The organism is Sphingobium sp. Leaf26, from assembly GCF_001421665.1.
GTDB lineage: Bacteria > Pseudomonadota > Alphaproteobacteria > Sphingomonadales > Sphingomonadaceae > Sphingobium.
The window spans coordinates 101,431-121,196 of record NZ_LMKV01000028.1; the positions used below are offsets into that span (position 1 = coordinate 101,431).

Consider the following 19,766-nt stretch of genomic DNA (forward strand, 5'->3'; position numbering starts at 1 on the left):
CCGCGCCGGTCTTTCAGCGGCCCTTGGCCAGTTCCGGCTTCACCTTCTGCCCCGGCGTCAGGAAGGCGCCGGCGGAAGTGACGATCTGTTCGCTGCCGGTTATGCCGCTCGTCACGGCCACGCCATTGTCGGACACCTGGCCGACGGTCACGGAGCGCCGTTCCACCTGGCCCTTGGCATTGACGATATAGACGAAGCTGCCCTTGGGATCGCTCTGCACCGCCGATTCCGGCAATAGCGGGGCGGTACCGGAACCGCTGGTCAACAGCGCCGAGGCGAAGCCGCCGGGGCGGATCGCCGGATTGCGGCCAAGATTGATGCGGGCGATGCCCTGCCGCGTCTGCGGATCGACCACCGGCGACACCTGCCACACCCGGCCGGCAACGGACTGGCTGCTGCCGATCGGCGTGACCGTCGCGCTGTTGCCCGCGCGCAAGGTCGCCAGATCGCCTTCGGCCACCTGCGCCTGCATTTCCATCTCGCCATCCTTGGCCATGCGGAACAGCGTGCCGCCGCCGGCCTGGACGATCTGGCCGGGTTCGACCGTGCGGGTCAGCACCAGCCCGGACGCGGGCGCGCGAATGTCGAGCCGGCCGGTACGCGCCTGCTGCTCGGCCAGTTGCGCCGCCGCGACGCGGACCTGCGCTTCGGCCTGATCGCGGGTCGCGGTGCGCTGGTCGATGTCGGCGGCGCTGATGAAGCCGCGCCCGACCAGCGCCTTGGCGCGATCGAGCTGTGCCTGCGCCAGCTTGGCATTGGCGCGCTGCACCTCCACCTGCGCGGCGAGCGAGCGGACCTGTTCGGCCTGGACGGAGCGTTCGACGGTGGCCAGCACCTGTCCCGCGCGCACCCAGTCGCCCGGCTGCACCAGCACGCGCGTCACCATGCCGCCTTCGCCGACCACGCCGACCGGCATGTCGACCCGCGCGGCGAGTGATCCGGTCGCGCTGACGGTGCGGGCAACAGTGGACTGGCCGGGGCTGACGACCGTGACGACGGGCACCTGCGCGGTCGGCGCGGCGGCATCGCCTGCCTTTTCCCCGCGCATCGCGATCAGGGCCGCTGCCGTCACCAGCAGGACGATCGCGCCGCCGCCGATCAGCAGCATGCGCTTGCGCCGCCGGCGCGCATCCTCATCGTCGATGATCGTCATGGAATCGCCCACCAACTGGGTTTCGTAATTCATCCCGCTTCTCGTCTCTCCGGCGCTTCCGCCCTGTTGGTAACTGTGTTATATGAATATAGCACCACCCTCAAGCCCCAATATCATGGTTCGAAGTGGGACGGCAAAATGATAATGTGCGGCTGACGGAGCGGGCATGGCGGCATATCGTGCCGTTCCTGTCCCTGCGGCCACATGGACTTGCCAAAAATGGCGGACTGTGGCGCAATGGCTGGCGGGTCGATGCTTATATATAAAAAGGGAACGCAGCATGGACTTGCTGGGATGGATCGTGGTCGGCCTGCTTGCAGGTGCGATCGCGCGACTGATCATGCCCGGCCGCGATCCGGGCGGATGCGTGGTCACGATCTTGCTGGGGATAGCCGGGGCCTTGCTTGCCGGCTTCGTCGGGCGACTCGGGGGCCTTTACGCACCGGGCCAGAAGGCCGGGTTCGTCGCCGCGATATTGGGGGCGGTGGCCGTGCTGGCCATCTACCGCTGGTTCGCGGGACGACGCTGAAACAAAAAAAGGGCTGCGCGATGGCGCAGCCCTTTTGCTTTATACGATGTCGTGCGGGTTTAGCGCACCGATCCGCGACGGACCAGATTGACGATCGCCAGCAGGATGATCGCGCCGACCAGCGACACGAGGAAGCTCGTGATCGACAGGGCAGGGTTGACGTTGCCACCGCTGAAAATCAGGCCACCGATGAAAGCGCCGACGATACCGACGACGATATTGAGCAGGACGCCCTGCTGTGCGTCGGTGCGCATGACCATGCTGGCAAGCCAGCCGACAATGCCGCCAACCACCAACCAGATAATAAGTCCAATCATGGCATATCTCCTTTACCACGCCCACAGCGCGTTGGGTGCAGCAATAACGGAGCAAGTCACCGGGCGTTCCATGCACCAAAAATGATTCCGGGATGGAAACCATCTTGGCTTTGCGTCGTTCGTGCGCTCCCGCAACGAAAAGGGGCCGCCGGATCGATATCCGACGGCCCCTTCATATCCGCGTTCAGATCGTCAGGGTGACGATCAATATTTCTGCTGCCGCTCATAGAGCGACTTATAATATTGGATGCGGGTGACGCGCAGGCCGTGCATGCCCGACCGGTCGACCGCACGCTGCCAGCCGGCGAATTCCTCCAGCGTCAGATTATAGCGTGCGCACGCTTCGTCCACGCTCAGCAGGCCGCCATTCACCGCCGCGACCACTTCCGCCTTGCGCCGCACCACCCAGCGGGTCGTGTCCGCAGGCGGCAGGCTGTCCAGCGTCAGAGGCTCTCCGAGTGGCCCTACGACCTGGGCGGGCTTGATTTTCTGGTTCTCGATCATTCTTACCCTCAAAGTGCGGCACTGGCGTTACCGAATTAGGCCTTAGTTCCCCCGATTATGTGCGTCAGCCCTGAAGAACGGCTAAAGCCCCACGGTAAACACAGCCTTCATCATTCATGCCCCCTGGCTAAACGGCTCGCGATCAACGGGTTGAAGCTTCCCGCGAGACGCACGGCTTCGATCTTGCCGCCGGAACGTGGCGCGAAAACTCCCGCCAGTTCCTGGACCCAGTCATCGCTTCCGCCCTGCCCCCGCAGGACACCCGCCACCGCTTGCGCGGTGGGACTGGCCGCCTGCGCAGCCGCCGTGGCAGCCCGCAGAAATGGCCAGGCCGGTACGCGCGGCCGGCTGAGGGGTCTGGGAACGCCGGGCTTCAGCCCGCCGCCCCGAAGGAAACTCAGATCCATGACCCTCTTTTACGGGGCAATGGATAAAGGTCCGTAAACTTGGGTTGGCTTTCGTGACTCGTCCGGTCGCCGTTTCGCGTCGATCCGACCCGATTGGGGCCAAATGGGCGTCACACTTTGTTAACTTTTGCGCCGCCGCGCCCCTTGCACTATAGGCGCGCCCATGCAGCCCCAGTTTCAGCTTGCCGAGCCGCTCAGCGCGCGGCGTATCGTCGTCGCCATGTCGGGTGGCGTGGACAGCAGCGTCGTCGCGGCGCTGGCCGCGAAAACCGGCGCCGAAGTGATCGGCGTCACGCTCCAGCTTTACGATCACGGCGCGGCGGTTGGACGCACCGGCAGTTGCTGCGCGGGGCAGGATATCCGCGACGCGCGCGCGGTCGCAGACCGCATCGGCATCGCCCACTATGTCTTTGATTATGAAACCGCCTTCCGCGATTCGGTGATCGTCGACTTCGCCGACGAATATATGGCCGGCCGCACGCCCATTCCGTGCGTGAAGTGCAATATGGGGGTGAAGTTCACCGACCTGTTCCAGATCGCGCGCGATCTGGGCGCGGACTGCCTCGCCACCGGCCATTATGTCCAGCGGGTCGAGGGCGCTGCGGGCGCAGAACTCCACCGCGCCGCCGACCCGGCCCGCGACCAGAGCTATTTCCTCTTCGCCACGACTCAGGCGCAACTCGACTATCTGCGCTTCCCTTTAGGCGGCTTGCCCAAGCCGCAGGTGCGCGAGATTGCGGCCGAACTCGGCCTGTCGGTGGCTTTGAAGCCCGACAGCCAGGACATCTGTTTCGTGCCGGACGGCGATTACGCCAAGATCGTGCGCAAGCTGCGCCCCGATGCGGACGAAGGCGGGGACATCGTCCATATCGACGGCCGCGTGCTGGGTCGCCACAAGGGGATGATCCATTTCACGGTCGGCCAGCGCAAGGGGCTGGACATCGGCGGCCAGCCCGACCCGCTCTATGTCGTGCGGCTGGACGCGGCGGCCAGGCGCGTGATCGTGGGGCCACGGGCGGCGCTGGCGGTGTCGGGCGCGGTCTTGAGCGATATCAACTGGCTGGGCGGCGACTTTACCGGGCCGCTGACCGCCAAGGTGCGGTCGATGGCCAAGCCGGTCCCGGCAAGGCTGGACGGCGATCGTCTGCTGTTCGACGCGCCCGAATATGGCGTCGCGCCGGGGCAGGCGGCGGTCCTCTACGCCGGCGAGCGCGTGCTGGGCGGCGGCTGGATCGCGCAAACGGAAGCTGCGATGGCGGAAGCGGCGTAGCTTATCCTCGCAAAAAACGGGTCAGGATATTTGGATGGCGTTGGAAGAAGAGGCGGAACGTGCGACGTCGATGCTATTGGGTCGAGTTGTGAAACACGTCTCGCGCTTCCGAGAGCAGGAAGTCGTGATCGAATTTGATGATGGCACTAGGTTGTTTGTCGATGCTGCTGCACCGTTGGAGTTGTCCATCACGCTACCCTAGCGATAGAGCCAGGAACCTTGCCCTTTCGCGCCCCCGCGCGTAAGGCGCGCCGGTCATGACTCGCCCGCTCACCTTCGCCATCCCCAAGGGGCGCATCCTCGATGAAGCGCTGCCCCTGCTCGCCAAAGCCGGTATCGAGCCGGAGGCGGAATTTCACGACAAGAAGAGCCGGGCGCTGCGTTTCGCCACCAACCGGCCCGACGTGTCGATCATCCGCGTGCGCGCCTTCGACGTGGCCACCTTCGTCGCCCATGGCGCGGCGCAGATCGGCATCGTCGGCTCCGACGTGGTCGAGGAGTTCAGCTATTCCGAACTCTACGCGCCGGTCGACCTCGATATCGGCCATTGCCGCCTGTCGGTCGCCGAACCGGTCGATGCGGCCGACGAAGATCAGGCCGCGATGAGCCATGTCCGCGTCGCGACCAAATATCCGCACCTCACCCGCCGCTATTATGAAAAGCGCGGGCTTCAGGCCGAATGCGTGAAATTGAACGGCGCGATGGAACTGGCCCCTTCGCTCGGCCTGTCGCGCCGGATCGTGGATCTCGTGTCGTCGGGCGCGACGCTGAAGGCCAATGGCCTGATCGAAACCGATATCATCATGCAGATTTCCGCGCGTCTGATCGTCAACCGCGCCGCCTACAAGATGCGCTCGGCGGAACTCTCGCCGCTGGTGGAGGCGTTCCGCGCCGCCGTGGGGGTGCAGGATGCCGCTTAGGCTCGACACCACCGACGTCGATTTCGCGGCCGCCTTCACAGCGCTGGTCGATGCCCGCCGCGAGGCGGACGAGGATGTCTCGCGCGATGTGACCGCGATCCTGAAAGCGGTTCGCGCCGGGGGCGACGCCGCGCTGGCCGATTATACCCAGCGCTTCGACCGCCACGACCTGGACGTCAGCGGCTGGGCCGTTACCCCTGCGGAAACCCGTGCGGCGCTCGACGGCATTTCCACCGAACTGCGCGACGCGCTCGAACTCGCCGCGGCGCGCATCACCGCCTATCATGAAAAGCAGAAGCCGCAGGACAGCGATGGCATCGACAGCGCCGGCGTGCGTCTTGGCGCGCGCTGGAATGCGGTCGATGCCGCCGGCCTCTATGTGCCGGGCGGGCGTGCCGCCTATCCCAGCTCGCTGCTGATGAACGTCATCCCGGCCAAGGTCGCGGGCGTACAGCGCATCGCCATGGTGACGCCGACGCCGGGTGGCGAGATCAACCCGCTCGTCCTCGCCGCCGCGCAGATTGCGGGAATCGAGGAAATCTGGCGCGTCGGCGGCGCACAGGCCGTCGCCGCGCTCGCCTATGGCACCGATCGCATCAAGCCGGTGGACGTCATCACCGGTCCCGGCAATGCGTGGGTCGCCGAAGCCAAGCGCCAGCTTTACGGCGTGGTCGGCATCGACATGGTCGCCGGCCCGTCCGAAATCGTCGTCGTCGCCGATGGCCGGAACGACCCGGAATGGACCGCCGCCGATCTGCTCAGCCAGTCGGAACATGACCCGACCAGCCAGTCGATCCTCTTCACCGACGACGCGGCCTTCGCCGATGCGGTCGCCGCCGCCGTCGAGCGCCAGATTCCGACGCTGTCCACCAGCGCCGTCGCTCGCGCCAGTTGGGACGCTAATGGCGCGATCGTCCTGGTCCGCGATTTCGACGAGGCCATGCCGCTGGTCGATCGGCTCGCGGCCGAACATCTGGAACTTGCCGTGGACGATCCCGAATCGCTCTTTGCGCAGGTCCGCCATGCCGGGTCCGTCTTCCTCGGCCGCATGACGCCCGAAGCCGTCGGCGATTATGTCGCCGGGCCGAATCACGTCCTGCCCACCGGCCGCCGCGCCCGCTTCTCGTCTGGCCTGTCGGTACTCGACTTCATGAAGCGCACCAGCTTCCTCAGCCTCACGTCCGCAGCCATCGGCGCGATCGGCCCCGCCGCCGTCGCGCTGGCGCAGGCCGAAGGGCTGCCCGCGCACGCCGCTTCGGTGGCGTTGCGCCTTAAATGATCATCCCATAGGGACATAGCTATGAACGACCGCTCCAAATCCCGCTCCGCCGCGCGCCTCGCCGCGGTCCAGGCGCTGTATCAGCTCGAAATGGAGGGTACGCCCGTCCACATCCTGCTGCATGAATTCCACCAGCACCGCCTCGGCGCCACGATCGAGGATGTCACCTATGCGCAGGCGGAGGAGCCGTTCTTCGACGATATCGTCCAGGGCGTGGATCGCCGCCGCGACGAGATTGACGGCCTCATCACCGCCCGCCTGTCGAGCGGCTGGAGCCTTGAGCGGCTCGACAAGCCGATGCGCCAGATATTGCGCGCCGGCACCTATGAATTGCTCGCCCGCCTCGATGTCGGCACCGGCACGGTCATCAGCGAATATGTCGATGTCGCTCACGCCTTCTACGACAAGCGCGAATCCGGCTTCGTCAACGGCCTGCTCGACGGCGTGTCGAAGGATGTGCGGAAGTAAAGCGTTGCGCCGCGCAGCCGTGTAGAGTGGGTTCATGTCCGCCGAATCCCGCTTCCTAACCCTGCTGCGCCTGTTGGCGCATGATCCTGCCGCGCAGGGACTGGTGGACGATGTCGCGGTGCTGCCGATCGGCAGCAGCCGCCTCATCCTCACCAGCGACACGATGGTTGAGGGGGTCCATTATCTCCCCACCGATCCGCCACAGGACATCGGCTGGAAACTGGCGGCGGTGAACCTGTCCGACCTGGCGGCCAAGGGCGCGCGGCCGGTCGGTTGCCTGCTCAACTATGCGCTGTCGGGCGACGATGGCTGGGACGAGGCCTTCATCGCCGGCCTTGGCGAGGCGCTGGACCGCCACGCCATGCCGCTGCTGGGCGGCGACACGGTGAAGATGCCCGCCGGCTCCGCCCGCAGCTACAGCCTGACCGCCATCGGCGAAGCGACCGGAGCGGTGCCTACCCGCAGCGGTGCGCGGCCGGGCGACCGCCTGTATGTCACCGGTCCGGTCGGTGACGCTGGCATCGGCCTCACGCTGGCCATGGCCGATCCATCCGCGTCCGGTCCGCTGGTCGAAGCCTATCGCCGCCCCCGCCCGCGCCTTGCCGAAGGCGGGCTGCTCGCCCCCGTCGCCAGCGCGATGATGGACCTGTCCGACGGCCTGCTGATCGACGCATCGCGCATGGCGCAGGCCAGCGGCGTCGCCATCACCATTGACCATATCCCCCTGTCGCTCGCGCTGGAAAAGGTGCGCGGCGCCAGCGTTGCCGTGCAACTGGCCGCCGCGCGGGCGGGCGACGATTATGAACTGCTGTTCGCTCTGCCGAAGGGCGCACCGCCGCCGGTGCGCGCCATCCCTGTCGGCCATGTCGGCGAAGGATCTGGCCTGATTCTCAGGATCGACGGCGCCGTCATCCCGCTACCCGACAGCTTGGGCTGGGAGCATGGCTAATCCTTTCCTTAGCCGCCGCCCAGCACGTTGATGGTGAACGCCAGGATGCCCAGGTTGAACAGGAATGCGGCGAGGCACTGGAACAGCACCGTCCGCCGTATCGCGCTCGCCGTCACCGACACGTCCGACGTCTGGAAGGTCATGCCCAGCGTGAAGGCGAAATAGAGGAAATCCCAATAGCCCGGCTCGTCCGTATCCGGGAAATCCAGCCCGCCGCGATCCCGCATCTTGTCGCCGGGCAGGTAGAAGATATGGGCGTAGTGCATCGCATAGACGAGGTTGGAAAAAAGCCAGGCGATCAGCAACGTCGCCAGCAGCAGCGCGATCATCCAGCCGTTCGGCCCGCCATGCTGGCTTACCGCCACGCCTACCGCGACCAATATCACCAGACTGACGATCCCGGTCAGCAGCAGCATCAATTCCCGATTCGCGTCATTCGCCTGCGCATTGCGCCGCATCGTCGCGGACGTGGCGTCGATCAGCGGCGCGACCGACGCCATGAAGGCGAGGGCGGCAATGTCGAATCCCGCCATTACCGCCTCATGCCAGGGCAGGATCAGCGCCAGCGGCACGATAACCGCCAGCAGCGCCAGGAACATGCCATAGCGCCAGGGAAAGAGGGAAAGGGCGCGCATGACCGGCATCAAAGGCGCAAAGGTCACGCTTTACAAGCGGCTTCGCGTTCGGATCGCTAACGATTCTTTCACCATGAGCGGGTAGCGCTGGGCATGTGGGAAAAGAAGCACACTCCGATAACGTCGCCAGAGCGGTAATGAAGGTCGCCAAATTATCTGGCGACCTGGGCATCCGCACGCTCGACCTTCAGGCAGACATCAGCGAACTGGCCGACCGGGTGACGCATCAGGCGCGCACGATCGAGGCGATCAGCGGCGCCGCGTCGCAATTGTCGCGCGATGGCGACAGCGTATCGATGGCAGGACAGGTGGCGCGAGAGCAGGCGGTCGCCGCCCGCGCGATCATCGACGATTCGGGTCGTCAGCTATCCACCGCCAATCATAATTTCGTCGACCTGATCGAACAGGTCAGCCGCATCCATGCGCGGCTGGACGGTTTCGGCGAAGCGCTCAAGACCGTGGCCCATGTCACCAGCGTCATCAGCGGCATCGCCAGCCAGACCAATCTGCTCGCGCTCAACGCCACGATCGAGGCGGCGCGCGCTGGCGACGCCGGCCGCGGCTTTGCCGTGGTCGCGTCCGAAGTGAAGAAGCTGGCGCAGGAAACCGCCGCTGCAACCCATACGATCGAACAGTCGATCGCAGCCCTGACCGGCGAGGCGGGCGGCATGCTGACCAGCATCACCCATGGCGCTCAGACTGCGCGTACCGCGCTTAACGACACCAAGAATATCGAGATGCTGGTCGACCGGCTGGGCACGTTGATGCAGGGCCTGTCGAGCAACAGCGAGACGATGGCCGGGCGGATCGCGTCGATGGTCGGATCGGCCGGGGAGATTCGCGGCGGGCTTGCAGCGCTGGCCAGCACATCGACCGACAATGCCGATGGGCTGCAACGCCTGTCGGGGCGCGTCTCCACCGCCAGCAACGACACCAATGATCTGCTGCAATATCTGGCCGAGAGCGGCGTGGATATTCCCGATTCGCCCTATATCCATTTCGGTCTGGACAGCGCGGAGCAGGTCACCCGCGCGATCGAGCGGGCGATCGACGCAGGCGATGTCAGCGAAGCAGCGATTTTCAGCGATCATTATGTGCCGGTGGTCGGCACCAACCCGCCGCTGTTCACCCATCCGGTGCAGGCCGTGATGCTGCCGGCAGCCCGCGCCGCGCAGGAAAAGGCGCGCAGCTTCCCCGGCCTTTTCGGCATGACCTTCACCGACCGCAACGCCTTTGGAGCCGTCGCCATGCCCGAACGCGCGCAACCGCAACGGCACGGCGACATCAACTGGAATCTGGAATATTCCCGGCAGGGGTCGATTTTCGAGGGCGAAGATACGCGGTCCGAATGTCATACGGTCAAACCCTTCCGCATCAAAGCCTATCGCCGCCTGACCGCCGATGGCGACGTCATCCTGCTGAAACAGGTGATTGCCTCCATTCATGTGAAGGGCCGCCATTGGGGCATCCTCCAGATGGCCTATCAGGACCAGGGCTGAGCTGCCCAAATTCCACATCCGTTCGCTTCGAGCCTGTCGAGACGCCGGCTCGAAGCGAAAGGGACGAGGTTCAGGCCGCCTCCGCCCGGCGCAACTGCATCAGTCTGCGGCGGGCACGGATCGCGCCGGCGTCGGTTTCCAGGATGGCGGGGCGCGCGTCCCAGAAATCCTGGCCGGCCAGCGCATCCTGCGCCGCCTCGATCATCGGCTCATCCTCCTCGACAAAGACCTGACGCGCGAGCGCCGCAGCCTCCTCCGTCGCCTCATGGTCATAGAAATAATGCGAGCTGCCCGGCGTTTCGGGCGTGATGATGTGCGGGTTGACCATCTGCGGCACCACCATCGCGCGCCGGTCGGTCCCGGTGCGGGCCAACCCTACGGTCAGCGCCATGCAGGCTGGCGCATGCCAGCGCATGTGCAGCCACTGGTCGATCGGTGCGCTGTCCCCCAGCAACGGCAGCGCCCAATCGGGTGGCGTCACCGCCTCCATATCCCAATTGTTCCAGATCGCGCCGCTGCCATCCTTCGTGACCGACTGGGTGCCTGAAAAGATCGAGCCGTTCACGCCAAAGCTGGTGACATGCAGGAACTCGGCATGGGTCAGGTCCATCAGATTGTCGGTCAGCAATTCATAATGGCCGTGAATCGTCATGCGACTGCGGCTCATCCCCTCCCGATCGACGAAGGCGAAGTCGGGGATCAGCGCCGGATCGGCCTTGTCCGGGTCGCCGGGCCAGAACCACAGGCCGCGATGGCGATGAACGATCGGCATCGTCGCCACCCGGACATGGGTCGGCGGCGGCGCGGGAAAGGGATTGTGGACGCAGGCGCCGCTGCGGTCGAAGCCCAGCCCGTGATAGGGGCAATGGATGACATCGCCGTCCAGCCGCCCCTTGCTGAGTGGCACGAACCGATGCGGGCAGCGATCCGCCAGCATGGCATAGTCGCCATCGGGCAGCCGCGCGATCAGCCATTTGCCGTCGAGCAGGGTGCGCGACAGCATGCCGCCATCGGGCACTTCATGATCCCAGGCGGCCATATACCAAAGGTTGCGTACATAATCGGACATCGGCATCTCTCCATCATCGGCGGGCGATGAAGGGCACGTCCAGAGGCTGCGCCGCTCCATCCCCGAAAGGACCGTCCCGAAGGACAAGCGGCCTGCAGCTGTCGACGCGGATGTATCCCCGCGTCGCCTTCCCAAGCGCGACCATGACGGCCGCACTACCAGGCGTGGCAGCACAATAAATAGAATTGCAATTCCAGTCAATCATGCCGGAAGCAGACGCGCCCTTGCCCCGTCGTCGGCTTGCGCTATGTCCGGGACATGCCAGAAACGGGACCAGAAACGGGAATAGTCATGGGTCGCCCTGTCCACATCAACCGGGGCGTCCACATCAACCGGTGCGTTCGCATAGTCAAAGGCGTGGCGGTTACGCTGCTGTTCGCCGTCATCGCTTTGTGCCTGGCGATCACGATCATCCCGCCTTTCCTCGACCGAATCTATTATGAAGGGCCGGTCAGCCGCCATTATGACGGCGCCCATTTCCTCAACCCCGATGGCGCGATCGAAACCCCGGCGCCGCCGGGCACCAGCCGGCAGGGCTTCATCGCGCGCTGGCTGGTGGGAAATGACGACCGTCCCGCATGGCCGATCGCCATTGCGGTCAAGCCCGCTCGGCCCGCACCCTTCGCCGCGCCGCGCGGCATGGTCGCCACCTGGGTCGGCCATGCGACCGTGCTGGTGCAGGCGGCGGGCCTCAACATCCTGACCGATCCGATCTGGTCCGACTATGCCAGCCCGCTGCCGCCGCTGGGGCCGAAACGGGTGGCGGAACCCGGCATCCGCTTCGACGACCTGCCGAAAATCGACCTGATCGTCCTCAGCCACAATCATTATGACCATATGGACCTGCCCACGCTGAAAAAGCTGTGGGAGCGGGATCGGCCCAGGATCGTCACCAGCCTGGGCAATGACGCGATCCTCAAGGCGCAGGGCATCCCGGCGACGGCGCTGGACTGGGGCCAGTCGGTCAGTGGCGCGGCGCTCAACGGCCTCGCCCCGCAGGCTGTGATCCAGTGCGGCAATTACGAACATTGCCCCGACTATCGCGTCCATGTGACCCGCAACCATCATTGGGGCAGCCGTTGGGGCACCGACCGCAACCGGGCGCTATGGTCGAGCTTCCTGATCGAGACGCGGGCGGGCAATATCTTCTTTGCCGGCGATACCGGCGCGGGCGATCTGGGCTGGCCTTATGAGGCGAAGCGCTATGGCCCGATCCGGCTGGCGCTTATCCCGATCGGCGCCTTCCGCTTCTGGAAGGGGCAAATGGCGTCGGACGCGCATATCGGCCCGGCACAGGCGGTGGAGGTGTTCGAGCGGTTGGGTGCTTCGACCGCGATCCCGATCCATTGGGGCACGTTCCGCCTCTCCTACGAACAATGGGATACGCCGCCCCGCATGCTGGAACTCTATCTGCGCTGCGCCGGGATCGACCGGAAGCGCTTCGCCCCGCTGCGCATCGGCCAGAGTCTGCCGGTGCCGACGGTCAGCCCGGTACCGATCGGCGCGAAACGCTGCGACGAACGGGCGATCCGCGCGCTCGAATAGTCCCGGACTTATCCACAGGCCATGCACAGGGTCATACAGCGACTGACCACAGGCTATACAGAGGCGGTGCACAGGAAAGCCCACACATGACGCAGCCGCCTTCGCGCCCGGTCAGGCTAGAGCATCTTGCGGAAAAGTGGGAACCGGGTTTTTCGCTTAAAACGGTGCGAAAACAAAAAACCAGCGCGCGCGACCTACGTCGGATTTAACGCAGCGGGCTCTAGCTGGCGTCTGACTGCAATCGCCCAGCCGCTCGGTCGCGCGCCGCCGCTTGATGACGGCGCTATGGGGAATGCCCGACGGTTCGGGAATATGCGCGATGGTCTGGATATCGAGGCGGACATCGGTTTCGCCCATCGCCCCTTCCGCCCGCACGGTCGGCTTTACCGCCGTCGTGCCCCATATGCGCGGGGTGCAGCGGGCAAAGCCGGAGACGCTGTGGCCGTCATGCGTCCATTGCTCGACATTGCAATCGGGGATACGGGCTACGGGCGCTGATCGGGCGGGTGGCCTCCTCCGGTCGCGCCAGAAACCGAACATAGGCGGATGGGGGGATCGCCACTGCCGGCGCGCAGCCCGCGCTGGCCATGGCCGGTCCCGCCGCCATATCCAGCAGCGCCGCCGCATTGCCCGTATCCCGATAGCCCCGCAGGGACAGGCTAGCCGGCGACGCTCATGCAAGCCCGATAGCCTAGGCCCCGATGACGGATCAGCCCGCCTTGGTGCAATCGCCGGTGCGCGTGCCGGTCAGGTCATGAGTGGTGCGCAGGACGGGCTTGCCGCCTTCCGTCTTCGTCATGGTGGTGCCCAGCGTCAGGGAATCGGCGGTATAATTGCCCTCCACCGCGATCTCCGACGTGCCGGCACCGGCCTTGCAGCTCAATGTCGCGATCAACCGCCCCTTGCGCGCCATCTTGTCCTTATAGCTGCACTCGGTGCCTTCCTTGCCCGCGATCGCATCGGCGTCCGGCAGGCCATCCTTGTCGATGGCGATGCACAGCCTGTCCTCGCCGATCTGCTTCAACGCTTCCTGATATTCGGCCGGCGTCACGCTGGGGGTGTTGTAGCCGGTGGTCTTGCGGGTCAGCGTCCATTGCCCCGCCTGCATCAGGATGGGCGCCTCTTCCGCTTCGGGTGCCGGGGCGGGGTCGCTGCCACAGCCGGCCAGGCCCAGGGTACTGCCGCATATAAGGGCCAGCGGCATGGCCGCATGCCAGGTCTTTCGCATATCCTCTCCCCTGTTCTTATCTAGGAACCGGACAAAGGCTCTACCGCTTGGGCACGGAGCGCAAGGGAAATTATCGTGGCCCTCCGGTGGGTGCGTGGAAGTCGGCCGGCTCGTCCGCGATCCACGCCAGGAAGCGGGCGATGGCGGGTCGGGCGCGCAACGGCAGCGGCAGGCCCCCCCCGTCCGCCCCGGCTCCTGGGCAGCGGATGGTGCTACTCCAGCCGCCGTCCGAGCGGCCGCTCGCACAGCCAGCAGCGATCCGGCGCGTCAGTCGGCAATATGATTCACCCCATCCTCATCGACCAGCGCCCTGACCAGATGGCCACGCTGCGACCGGCCGAACCGGTTGAGCGGCAGGGCATAGAGTTCGGTCAGGAAACGCCGGTCCCAATCGGTCAGGTCGATCGCCTTGTCCTGTGGCGCGAACAGGTTGAGGATGGACGGGACCGCCGGCAGCGACCGGCCGCGTACTTCGCTCAGGCCGACGAAGGCGGCATAATTGGCGGCGGCATTGAGCGAGACGCCCTCCGCCCGGTTCACGTCGATGATGACGGTCGCGGCGGACAGCATGCGGATCGCCTGGGTACGGATCAGGCTGGACGCGAAGGAGCCGCCCTGCGGCACGCCATCGGGCAGCATGGAGGCGCCGGCCTCGCTGTTGCCGCCGGTCACGGGCGAAGGCGTCGTGCTGGTCATCGCGCCATCGCCCGATCCGGTGCCGATCATATACCACCAGCGGATCGGGGCCTCGCTGTCCAGCAGCGCCCGCCGTTCCGGCCCTTCCACCTGCGCCATGCGATTGGGGGTCTTGTTGTCGATGATCGACACGATCTCCTTGCCGTCGCTGACGAAGGCGACCAGGAAATTGGTGTCGCAATTCTCCTTGGCCAGCGGCGCGCCGATCGCCTTGATCGTCGCGCGCAGGCGGCTGACGACGATCCGGGCATGGTCGGGCGACAGGCCCTTCACCTTGGGGCAGACGCCTTCCACCCAGCGGGCGACGCTGCGGTCGCCCTGCACCACGCCCAGCTTGCGGACGAAATCATTGGCCTTGGCGCGCACTTCCTCGCGGGTCAGGCGCTGGCCTTCGACCACGATCGTCTCGCCCTCCTGCGCCAGGACGGGGACGGGCGCCAGCAGCAGCGCCAGCACCAGCCCCGCCGCCCGGCGCAGCATCACCGGCCCTCCGTACAGGCGTCGCCGATCCACTTGCCTTCCGACCGGGCGGTCATCGCCATGGTCATGTTGTGCGGGCCGCCCGCCATCTTCATGTCCATGTCCATCGCATAGCTTTCCGGCGCATAGGTGCCGGACATGGTGGCGTTCATCGTACTGCCCTGCGACTTGCAGGATATCTGGCCCTTCACCGCGCCGCCCGTCGCCTCGAACCCGCCATAGGTGCAATCCTTGTTTTCCTGCCCCGCAAACATCTCGCCGCTGGGATTGGCGGCCTGCTCGGGCGTGACGCAATATTTGAGCGAGGTCTGGCTCATCATGCTCTTCATCTGGTCCTTCATATTGGCGGGCGCGCCGGGCATATCGGACAGGTCGATATCCTTGACGGTGAAGCGTCCTTCCCACTGGCCGGGCTTCAATTGCACCTTGTCGACTTCCGCCTTCACCGCCTGCCGGCTCATCGCATCGGTGGCCGCGATGTCCCCGGTCTTGTCACCGGGCTTTTCTCCACAGGCGGCAAGGCCCGCCAGAGCCGCAAGCATCAAGACCGTCCGGTGCATCGTCATTCTCCCTGTTCCTGTCCTGAAACGAACATATCAACGCTGCCGGACGGTTCAATGACGCGGGACAAAATGAAACATGTTCGTTATTTGTTCCAATCCTTCTGCCAGACAGCGAATGCCGAGCTTTGGGAGCGTTTGTACGCAGCGGACGATGTCGGGGGAAAGGGTCGCGTTCAACCTCTATCTGCGTACCGGACGTCGTTTCGCGCCATCTCGGATCGAGGTGAAGTTCAACCCTTGGCATGATGAGGAGAATGGGCGGTTCACCTATGCAGGGCAGGGGCGTTATTTTGGAGCCGGTGGCCGTTCCGCTGGCCTGGCGACGACTGGGTCTGGAAAGACGCGAGACGATGATGCCGCACCGGATCGCAGTCGCAATCGGGCGGATCATCCGAATAATCATGTGATCCATATCGCGCAGCCGGGCGATCCGCTTTCCCGCATCGCCGCGCGACGACAGGGGCTGACCGCGCGCGATCTGGCCTTGGCTCGACCAGCAGGGCCTCGATCAGCCCTTGCGGGTTGGACAACGGATCAAACTGCCGCACCAAGCCTGCCTGGCCCATTATATGGAGGGGCATGGCGGAAACCTGCCGCCGGACCCCAGCAAAGCGCCGTCGCTGGAAAGCCAGATTCTCGATGCAAACTGGAAGCGTGAGACGAAGAATGGCTATGATTTCCATATCGATGTCGTTGCGCGCAATCGGACGACCTTTGGCGCATTGTCTTTGGCTGAAAAGGTCGTGCGCTCACGTCGCAATCAGGCGGCGGCAGGCAAGCCTGACCGCTTGGCTAGAGCATCGTGCGGAAAAGTGGGAACCGGTTTTTCGCTTAAAACGATGCGAAAACAAAAAACTAGAGCGCGCGACCTGCATCGGATTTAACGCAGCGCGCTATTTCGCACAGGATGCGCGTTTCAATCGCGGGGCCTGTCGGCTCATGGAAGATGGATGGGCCAGAGAATTGCACGCCGGGCATAAGGTGCTCGTGGTGATCGAGTCGTTTTACCACGGAACATCGAAACGCCCTTACCAACTCGATATCAGATGGGAAGTCGACGGTAAAAAATGTCGATGACACCGAAGCTCTAAACGATCTTCTTTGGGAAGCTTGGTATGCCGAGTCGGAGGAAGGCGGGATCAAGCGCTGGTCGATCTTCGAATATGAGATCAAGGATGGAAAGTTCGAGATCAACTATCATTATTCCGACGAGGTCGACGTCGAAACATATGACGAGGGCGGCAAGCGCCGTGGCGGCGCCCTGCGCGCCCGCTTCGGCGACAAGCCGGTCGTCTATCCGCCCATGCCCAAAGGCGCGTTCGAGCTGAAACCCTGATCGCGATTGCACCAGCGCCCAAAGCCCCCATATTCGTCCCTATGTCGATTCAGATCCGCACCACGCTCGATGAACCGGAAACCGGCGCAGGCTTCGTGCCGCATCGCCCCGCGCGCCCCGAAAAGAGCGAAGGGGGCCGGCCGTTCACATTGGTCAGCGACTATGAACCCTCGGGCGACCAGCGCACCGCGATCCCCGAACTGGTCGAACAGGCGCTGGCCGGCGAGCGGGATCAGGTGCTGCTGGGCGTCACCGGCTCCGGCAAGACCTTCACCATGGCCAAGGTGATCGAGGCGTTGCAGCGGCCCGCGCTGATCCTGGCGCCGAACAAGATTCTCGCGGCGCAGCTCTACGGCGAGTTCAAGAGCTTCTTCCCCGACAATGCGGTCGAATATTTCGTCAGCTATTACGACTATTATCAACCCGAAGCCTATGTCGCGCGCTCCGACACCTATATCGAAAAGGAGTCCAGCGTAAACGAGAGCATCGACCGGATGCGCCACTCGGCCACCCGTTCGCTGCTGGAACGGGACGACGTCATCATCGTGGCGTCGGTGTCCTGCCTTTATGGCATCGGCTCGGTCGAAACCTATTCGGCCATGACCTTCAGCATGAAGAAAGGCGGGATAGAGGACCAGCGGGAGATCATCCGCAAGCTGGTCGCGCTCCAGTATAAGCGTAACGATGCGGGGTTCGCGCGCGGCAATTTCCGCGTGAAGGGCGACAATCTGGAAATTTTCCCGTCCCATTATGAGGACACCGCCTGGCGCGTCAGCTTCTTCGGCAACGAGATCGAGGATATCGTCGAGTTCGACCCGCTGACCGGAAAGAAGGTCGCAAGCCTCGACTATGTGAAGGTCTTTCCCAACAGCCACCATGTCACCCCTGGCCCGACGCTCAAGCAGGCGATGGAAGCCATCCGCTTCGAGATGACGGAGCGGCTGAAGGAACTGGTGGAGGAAGGCAAGCTGCTGGAGGCGCAGCGGCTGGAGCAGCGCACCAATTTCGATCTGGAGATGATCGCGGCGACGGGATCATGCGCAGGGATCGAGAATTACAGCCGTTTCCTGACCGGTCGCCTGCCCGGCGAGCCACCGCCGACCCTGTTCGAATATCTGCCCGAAAACGCGATGCTGTTCGTGGACGAAAGCCACCAGACCGTGCCGCAGATCGGCGCGATGGCGCGCGGCGACCACCGGCGCAAGATCACGCTGGCCGAATATGGATTCCGCCTGCCGTCCTGCATCGACAACCGCCCCTTGCGTTTCAACGAATGGGACGCGATGCGGCCGCAGACGGTCAGCGTCTCGGCGACGCCCGGTCCGTGGGAGATGGAGCAGACCGGCGGCGTGTTCAGCGAACAGGTGATCCGCCCCACCGGCCTGATCGACCCGCCGGTCGAGATCAAGCCGGTCGAGGACCAGGTGGACGACCTGATCAACGAATGCCGCAAGGTGGCGGCGCAGGGATACCGCACGCTCGTCACCACGCTGACCAAGCGGATGGCGGAGGATCTGACCGAGTTCATGCACGAAGCCGGAATCAAGGTCCGCTACATGCACAGCGACGTCGAGACGCTGGAGCGTATCGAGTTGATCCGCGATCTGCGGCTGGGCGTCTATGATGTCCTGATCGGCATCAACCTGCTGCGCGAGGGGCTCGACATTCCCGAATGCGGGCTGGTGGCGATATTGGACGCGGACAAGGAGGGCTTCCTGCGGTCCGAAACCTCGCTGATCCAGACGATCGGCCGCGCGGCGCGCAATGTGGAAGGGCGCGTGATCCTCTATGCCGACCGGACCACCGGCAGCATGGAGCGGGCGCTCAACGAAACCGCGCGGCGGCGCGAGAAGCAGGAAGCCTATAATCTGGAGCATGGCATCACGCCGACCACGATCAAGCGCAGCATCGGCGACATCATCGCCCATGTGTCGAGCAAGGATCAGGTGACGGTCGAGACGGGGCTGGAGGATCGCCCCCACCTCGTCGGCCACAATCTGCGTGCCTATATCGAGGATCTGGAAAAGAAGATGCGCGCCGCGGCCGCTGATCTGGAATTCGAGGAAGCCGGCCGCATCCGCGACGAAATCCGCAAGCTGGAAGCGGACGAACTGGGCCTGCCCCACGAGCAGCAGGTCGCGGCACCACGCGGGCGGGCGACCGAGGGGAAGCCGGGAACACGGAAATTGCGATATGGGAAGGTGCAGAAGAAATTTGGTCGGTAAGAGCGGAAATTCCACAAGAGGAGGCCATCTGATCACGACGGTAAAGGTCGATTCAAATCTGCCGCACATTGCGAAAGATTAGATTATCGATTTGTGGGAATATGCCGTCATGATCCGCTCCCTTGCCGATTCCGAAACCAAAAAAGTCTGGGACGGCGAGCGCAGCCGCAAGCTGCCACCGGATATCGCGCACAGGGCTTATGCGCGGTTGCGTATGCTCGACGCTGCGGAAAGTCTGGAAGATTTGCACAATCCACCCAGCAACCGGCTGCATGCGCTGAAAGACGACCGGGCCGGACAACATTCAATTTCCATCAATATGCAATGGCGTATATGCTTTGTCTGGAAGGACGATGGTGCCCATGACGTCGAAATCGCAGACTATCACTGATCCCGACTGGCTGCATAACGCCCATGCCGGTGAGATGCTGTTGTCCGAATTTATGGAGCCGCTGGAACTGACGGTAGACGCCATCGCCAAAGATATTGGCGTCCTGCCGGATCGCGTCGCGTCTGTTATCAATGGTGATAGTCCGATGGATGGCGAACTCGACCTGCGGCTTGGCCGTTACTTCGGCATGTCGGAAGGCTTTTTCCTGCGTTTGCAGGATCAGTACGAACTGCTGGAAGCCAAGCGCGCGCTGAACGGGGAACTGGATCGCATCGTCCCGCGCGCCGCCTGACCCGCATCGCT

23 protein-coding genes are annotated in these 19,766 nt (G+C 64.4%); 13 read left to right on the forward strand and 10 right to left on the reverse strand.

Annotated elements, in window-relative coordinates:
- Window positions 1-13 precede the first annotated feature (13 nt).
- Window positions 14-1,186, reverse strand: a complete 1,173-nt coding sequence (locus tag ASE85_RS16205) for an efflux RND transporter periplasmic adaptor subunit (protein ID WP_056690639.1) — start codon at window positions 1,184-1,186, stop codon at window positions 14-16.
- A 247-nt stretch (window positions 1,187-1,433) separates the two neighbouring features.
- Between ASE85_RS16205 and ASE85_RS16210 the strand changes: the two genes are divergently transcribed.
- Window positions 1,434-1,682: a GlsB/YeaQ/YmgE family stress response membrane protein gene (locus ASE85_RS16210; RefSeq protein ID WP_056690641.1), complete on the forward strand. Its 249-nt coding sequence runs from the start codon at window positions 1,434-1,436 to the stop codon at window positions 1,680-1,682.
- Between the two features lie 59 nt (window positions 1,683-1,741).
- On the opposite strand, the gene ASE85_RS16215 is transcribed toward ASE85_RS16210, so the two are convergent.
- From ASE85_RS16215 to ASE85_RS16225, 3 genes are all read right to left on the reverse strand, one after another.
- Entirely contained in the window at window positions 1,742-1,996 is a 255-nt protein-coding gene (locus tag ASE85_RS16215) for a GlsB/YeaQ/YmgE family stress response membrane protein (RefSeq protein ID WP_056691257.1), read from the reverse strand.
- A gap of 207 nt (window positions 1,997-2,203) precedes the next feature.
- On the reverse strand, window positions 2,204-2,503 hold the full coding sequence (sciP, locus tag ASE85_RS16220) for a CtrA inhibitor SciP (protein ID WP_056690643.1): 300 nt from the start codon (window positions 2,501-2,503) through the stop codon (window positions 2,204-2,206).
- Window positions 2,504-2,613: 110 nt separating this feature from the next.
- On the reverse strand, window positions 2,614-2,910 hold the full coding sequence (locus ASE85_RS16225; protein WP_056690647.1) for a hypothetical protein: 297 nt from the start codon (window positions 2,908-2,910) through the stop codon (window positions 2,614-2,616).
- Window positions 2,911-3,073: 163 nt separating this feature from the next.
- On the opposite strand from ASE85_RS16225, the gene mnmA reads away from it, so the two are divergent.
- Genes mnmA through thiL form a run of 6 tightly spaced genes read left to right on the forward strand, consistent with a single transcriptional unit; the run spans window position 3,074 to window position 7,796 of the window.
- The gene (gene mnmA, locus ASE85_RS16230; protein WP_056690649.1) at window positions 3,074-4,180 is read left to right on the forward strand and encodes a tRNA 2-thiouridine(34) synthase MnmA; all 1,107 of its coding nucleotides are present in this window, start codon (window positions 3,074-3,076) and stop codon (window positions 4,178-4,180) included.
- A 34-nt stretch (window positions 4,181-4,214) separates the two neighbouring features.
- The gene (locus tag ASE85_RS23585) at window positions 4,215-4,382 is read left to right on the forward strand and encodes a hypothetical protein (RefSeq protein ID WP_200928385.1); all 168 of its coding nucleotides are present in this window, start codon (window positions 4,215-4,217) and stop codon (window positions 4,380-4,382) included.
- 55 nt (window positions 4,383-4,437) lie between these two features.
- Entirely contained in the window at window positions 4,438-5,100 is a 663-nt protein-coding gene (hisG, locus tag ASE85_RS16235; protein WP_056690654.1) for an ATP phosphoribosyltransferase, read from the forward strand.
- Window positions 5,090-6,379, forward strand: a complete 1,290-nt coding sequence (gene hisD / locus ASE85_RS16240) for a histidinol dehydrogenase (RefSeq protein ID WP_056690657.1) — start codon at window positions 5,090-5,092, stop codon at window positions 6,377-6,379. The genes hisG and hisD overlap by 11 nt, the downstream gene beginning before the upstream one ends.
- Before the next feature lie 21 nt (window positions 6,380-6,400).
- Window positions 6,401-6,847, forward strand: coding sequence for a transcription antitermination factor NusB (nusB, locus tag ASE85_RS16245; protein WP_056690662.1), 447 nt, complete (start codon window positions 6,401-6,403; stop codon window positions 6,845-6,847).
- 34 nt (window positions 6,848-6,881) lie between these two features.
- A complete protein-coding gene (gene thiL, locus ASE85_RS16250; RefSeq protein ID WP_056690666.1) occupies window positions 6,882-7,796 on the forward strand; it encodes a thiamine-phosphate kinase in 915 nt (304 codons plus the stop codon).
- Between the two features lie 8 nt (window positions 7,797-7,804).
- On the opposite strand, the gene ASE85_RS16255 is transcribed toward thiL, so the two are convergent.
- A complete protein-coding gene (locus tag ASE85_RS16255) occupies window positions 7,805-8,431 on the reverse strand; it encodes a DUF1345 domain-containing protein (RefSeq protein WP_056691260.1) in 627 nt (208 codons plus the stop codon).
- 137 nt (window positions 8,432-8,568) lie between these two features.
- Between ASE85_RS16255 and ASE85_RS16260 the strand changes: the two genes are divergently transcribed.
- A complete protein-coding gene (locus tag ASE85_RS16260; RefSeq protein ID WP_056690669.1) occupies window positions 8,569-9,930 on the forward strand; it encodes a methyl-accepting chemotaxis protein in 1,362 nt (453 codons plus the stop codon).
- Window positions 9,931-10,000: 70 nt separating this feature from the next.
- Here the strand turns inward: ASE85_RS16260 and ASE85_RS16265 are convergent, their stop codons facing one another.
- A complete protein-coding gene (locus ASE85_RS16265; protein WP_056691265.1) occupies window positions 10,001-10,999 on the reverse strand; it encodes an aromatic ring-hydroxylating dioxygenase subunit alpha in 999 nt (332 codons plus the stop codon).
- 291 nt (window positions 11,000-11,290) lie between these two features.
- On the opposite strand from ASE85_RS16265, the gene ASE85_RS16270 reads away from it, so the two are divergent.
- Entirely contained in the window at window positions 11,291-12,544 is a 1,254-nt protein-coding gene (locus ASE85_RS16270) for an MBL fold metallo-hydrolase (protein WP_443018538.1), read from the forward strand.
- Between the two features lie 156 nt (window positions 12,545-12,700).
- Here ASE85_RS16270 and ASE85_RS24060 read toward each other — a convergent pair whose 3' ends face one another.
- The 4 genes from ASE85_RS24060 to ASE85_RS16290 form a co-directional block, all read right to left on the reverse strand.
- On the reverse strand, window positions 12,701-12,901 hold the full coding sequence (locus ASE85_RS24060; RefSeq protein ID WP_235523580.1) for a hypothetical protein: 201 nt from the start codon (window positions 12,899-12,901) through the stop codon (window positions 12,701-12,703).
- Window positions 12,902-13,253: 352 nt separating this feature from the next.
- Window positions 13,254-13,772 carry a DUF3617 domain-containing protein gene (locus ASE85_RS16280; protein ID WP_056690676.1) on the reverse strand — a complete coding sequence of 173 codons (519 nt, stop codon included), beginning with the start codon at window positions 13,770-13,772 and terminating at the stop codon, window positions 13,254-13,256.
- 267 nt (window positions 13,773-14,039) lie between these two features.
- The gene (locus tag ASE85_RS16285; RefSeq protein WP_235523600.1) at window positions 14,040-14,948 is read right to left on the reverse strand and encodes a hypothetical protein; all 909 of its coding nucleotides are present in this window, start codon (window positions 14,946-14,948) and stop codon (window positions 14,040-14,042) included.
- Window positions 14,948-15,508 (reverse strand): DUF3617 domain-containing protein, encoded by a 561-nt coding sequence (locus ASE85_RS16290; RefSeq protein ID WP_082462903.1) that lies wholly within the window; start codon window positions 15,506-15,508, stop codon window positions 14,948-14,950. The genes ASE85_RS16285 and ASE85_RS16290 overlap by 1 nt, the downstream gene beginning before the upstream one ends.
- A 572-nt stretch (window positions 15,509-16,080) precedes the next feature.
- On the opposite strand from ASE85_RS16290, the gene ASE85_RS23150 reads away from it, so the two are divergent.
- The 4 genes from ASE85_RS23150 (at window position 16,081) to ASE85_RS16310 (ending at window position 19,755) form a co-directional block, all read left to right on the forward strand.
- A complete protein-coding gene (locus tag ASE85_RS23150) occupies window positions 16,081-16,395 on the forward strand; it encodes a hypothetical protein (protein ID WP_156358387.1) in 315 nt (104 codons plus the stop codon).
- A gap of 493 nt (window positions 16,396-16,888) precedes the next feature.
- Entirely contained in the window at window positions 16,889-19,072 is a 2,184-nt protein-coding gene (uvrB, locus tag ASE85_RS16300; RefSeq protein ID WP_056690684.1) for an excinuclease ABC subunit UvrB, read from the forward strand.
- Window positions 19,073-19,181: 109 nt separating this feature from the next.
- Window positions 19,182-19,463, forward strand: coding sequence for a type II toxin-antitoxin system RelE/ParE family toxin (locus ASE85_RS16305; protein WP_056691272.1), 282 nt, complete (start codon window positions 19,182-19,184; stop codon window positions 19,461-19,463).
- Window positions 19,435-19,755, forward strand: coding sequence for a HigA family addiction module antitoxin (locus ASE85_RS16310; protein ID WP_056690689.1), 321 nt, complete (start codon window positions 19,435-19,437; stop codon window positions 19,753-19,755). The genes ASE85_RS16305 and ASE85_RS16310 overlap by 29 nt, the downstream gene beginning before the upstream one ends.
- The last annotated feature ends 11 nt before the right edge of the window (window positions 19,756-19,766 follow it).